The following is a 2804-nucleotide window of genomic DNA, read 5'->3' on the forward strand; positions in this document are numbered from 1 at the left end:
CGGTCGGCGACGTCGAGGCGACCGGGACCGGCCGCTCGTCGGTGTCGCGGCGCTTCGTCGAGCGCACCCAGAGCGCGCTCAAAGAGCTGATGGCAAGAGACCTGTCCCAGCTCGACATCGTGGCCCTGCTGGCAGACGGGGTCGAGATCGCCGGGCACACCATGGTCGTCGCCCTGGGCATAGACGCCAAGGGCCACAAGCACCCGCTCGGGCTGCGCGAAGGAACGACCGAGAACAAGAGCGTGTGCCGGGCGCTGCTCTCCAATCTCACCGAGCGGGGACTCGACTTCGACGATGGGATCCTGGTCGTGATCGACGGCGCAAGGGGCTGCGCGCCGCGGTCAACTCCGTGTTCGGCCGCCTCGCGCTGGTGCAGCGCTGCCAACTCCACAAGCGGCGCAACGTGATCGACCATCTCCCGGACCACATGCACTCGTTCGTCGCCAAGAGGAGGGAGCGCGCCTACAAGATGCGCGACTTCGGTGCCGCCAAGCACTCGCTCCAGGACCTCGCCAAGAGCCTCGACGGCCATCACCCCGGCGCGGCCGCGTCGCTCAGAGAAGGGCTCGAGGAGACGCTCACCGTCGTCCGACTCGACTTGCCGCCATCGCTTCAGCGGACGCTGCGTTCGACCAACACGATCGAGTCGATGATCTCGATCGGACGCACGACGATGCGAAACGTCAAGCGCTGGCGCGACGCCAAGATGATCGAGCGCTGGACCGCCGCCGGCATGCTCGAGGCTGAGACGCGTTTCTACCGCGCCCAGGGATTCCGCGACATCCCCGCGTTGCAGGCCGCGCTTCGTTCTTGTCTCAGGGAGGTGATTGGATCGGAGGAAGAAGCCGCGTAGTGTCGCCAGTCAGTGGAGGGCCGTCTCAAAATCCACGACAGTCGGGACATCCTCGTCGCCTGTACTCCCATATCGAGTGTCGATTTCGTCCTGCCACTGTGGGCCGATGCCCAGATAGTGGCGAGCGAAGCGCACACGTTCGATCCCCGTCTCCCTGACGAACGCCGAGGAGACGTCGTACGCCTCAACAAGGCTCTTCACGCGCTCGACGCCTAGGGCCCCACTGGTCTCCTTCATCATGGCGCGGAAGTCGATCCCGGTGAGGAGCGACCGCCACGCGCCGGCCAGTCGGCGCTCGATCTCGTGGAATTCCCCGTCTTGCCACCTTGAGAGGGCAGCGGACTCGTCGAATTCATCGAAGTGCGCACCCGTCTTCCCGTCGGGACTGCGCTTCATCTCACCGCCCACCAGAACCACTTGGTTGTTCATCGGGGGATGGTTCCCGACCAAATCGTTAGCAATGAGCGGGTGGTGGAACGCATTGGGAAACGCACCGTTTATCGGCGTCTTGCGGGCAATGTCGCTCACTAGCGCCTCAACGCCACGCGACGTCTTGGGCTTGCTCAGGTCGGCAAGTGTTTCGATGAAGAGCATGGGCGTGATGTTCGAATAGAAGAAGTTTTCCAACCAGATCGCCTCGTCGAGGCTGAGGCTCTGAAGCGTCGATTTGTCGAAGATCACGACGGGTCCCATCCCCCCAGTGTCCTACCGGGGTAGACACGCGCGTCGAAGCCCGGCCGAAGCGGGCTCCGAGCTGTGCCGGGTCGAGGGGGGAATTACCCGGCGGCCGCCGCGGGGGCCTGGGAACCCTCTGCGGTGGACTTGGTGACCTCGGCGGTGGCGAACTGAAGGTCGGGGCCGACGTGGGTGACCTGGATCTCGACGGTCTGGCGCTTGTTGCCGGAGTCGTCCTGCCGCGTGCGCTGGACGAGCTTGCCGGCGACGAAGACCCGCATGCCCTTGCGAAGCGTGCGGCTCGCGTTCTGGCGACCGAGCGCCACGCAGTGCAGCGGAAGAAGCCGTCGTTGACGCCCTGCCACTGCCCGCTGTGCTTGGAGCGGTGGCTGACCGCGACGGTGAAGCCTGCGAGGGCCGCGCTGGGTGTAGCGGAGCTCGGGATCGTCGGTGATGTTTCCGGCTAGAGCGACCTGGTTCATCACTACCTCTCTTCCTGAGCGCTTGTTGGCTGCGCCCGAAGCCGTTCCGACGCATCCGTCAAAGGGACGCGGTCGCGCCGTCGTCAACGGACGCCGCAGGCGACCCGAGCATCCATGGAGGCGCAGGCGGTTTGCCGTTGACGTAAGGGCGTAGCGGCCCTACGGTGGCGCCAGCAGGAACGGCGGCTGTTCGGCTCCCCGCGATTTCGTGGGATGACCCACCTCGCTCGGCCCGGTCATGATGACACCGGCGGGCACCACAGCAAAGCTCTCGCACCGAAGTTGTCAGGGTTCACGAATCCGTAGGCGATGCGCTTGAGCACGCCGAGCTTGTTGTTGATGCCCTCGAGCCGGCCATTGGTAATGCGCTCGCAGCGGTGGAAGGCGAGGATCTCGGGCAGCCAGTCGGCCAGCGCCTTGAGGACGGTCCTGAACTCGGGGATCGGCGTCGCAGACCACGCGTGCACGAACGCCTCGATCCTTCGCGCTGCGTCAGCTTCGTCTTCGGCGTCGTAGATCTCATAGAGCTGCTGCAGAAGCTGCCAGGCGCGCCACAGCTCAGGATCCTCGCCGAGCGCGATCGCAAGACGCGCGAACTGTTGTGGGTCAAGACCATCGGCACGCGCCAGCTGCAGATAGCGCGTTCTGAAGATCACCGGCGAGAAGGCCGGCGACTCGCCGGGCTCAGCGATCCTTTGCACGCGCCTTCTGACCTCGATCAACCCCTGGGCGAACCAGCGCACGACGTGGAAGCGGTCGACCACATGGGTGGCGTGGCCGAGGTGGCGGGCGAT

At 65.4% G+C, this 2804-nt stretch carries 5 protein-coding genes and 1 pseudogene (1 of these 6 running past the window's edge); 2 read left to right on the forward strand and 4 right to left on the reverse strand.

What is annotated here, in order from left to right; translation table 11 throughout:
* Together GEV06_28230 and GEV06_28235 are read left to right on the forward strand one after the other, a co-directional pair.
* A partial coding sequence (locus GEV06_28230) for a hypothetical protein (GenBank protein ID MPZ21744.1) occupies positions 1 to 407 on the forward strand: 407 nt, incomplete at its 5' end.
* A complete protein-coding gene (locus tag GEV06_28235) occupies positions 245 to 853 on the forward strand; it encodes a hypothetical protein (GenBank protein MPZ21745.1) in 609 nt (202 codons plus the stop codon). The genes GEV06_28230 and GEV06_28235, both read left to right, overlap by 163 nt.
* Before the next feature lie 9 nt (positions 854 to 862).
* Here the strand turns inward: GEV06_28235 and GEV06_28240 are convergent, their stop codons facing one another.
* From GEV06_28240 to GEV06_28255, 4 genes and pseudogenes are all read right to left on the reverse strand, one after another.
* Positions 863 to 1546, reverse strand: coding sequence for a hypothetical protein (locus tag GEV06_28240; GenBank protein MPZ21746.1), 684 nt, complete (start codon positions 1544 to 1546; stop codon positions 863 to 865).
* Positions 1547 to 1629: 83 nt separating this feature from the next.
* Entirely contained in the window at positions 1630 to 2010 is a 381-nt protein-coding gene (locus tag GEV06_28245; protein MPZ21747.1) for a single-stranded DNA-binding protein, read from the reverse strand.
* A gap of 236 nt (positions 2011 to 2246) precedes the next feature.
* On the reverse strand, positions 2247 to 2711 hold the full coding sequence (locus GEV06_28250) for a hypothetical protein (protein MPZ21748.1): 465 nt from the start codon (positions 2709 to 2711) through the stop codon (positions 2247 to 2249).
* Positions 2695 to 2804, reverse strand: a pseudogene (locus GEV06_28255) (hypothetical protein); it runs 364 nt beyond the window's last position. Before GEV06_28255 ends, GEV06_28250 begins: the two are co-directional and overlap by 17 nt.

Source organism: Luteitalea sp. (assembly GCA_009377605.1).
GTDB lineage: Bacteria > Acidobacteriota > Vicinamibacteria > Vicinamibacterales > Vicinamibacteraceae > WHTT01.

Excerpts from the sequence above, each read along its gene's own strand:
- GEV06_28240 (MPZ21746.1), bottom strand. The coding sequence starts at position 1,546 with ATGGGACCCGTCGTGATCTTCGACAAATCGACGCTTCAGAGCCTCAGC.
- GEV06_28245 (MPZ21747.1), bottom strand. The coding sequence starts at position 2,010 with ATGAACCAGGTCGCTCTAGCCGGAAACATCACCGACGATCCCGAGCTC.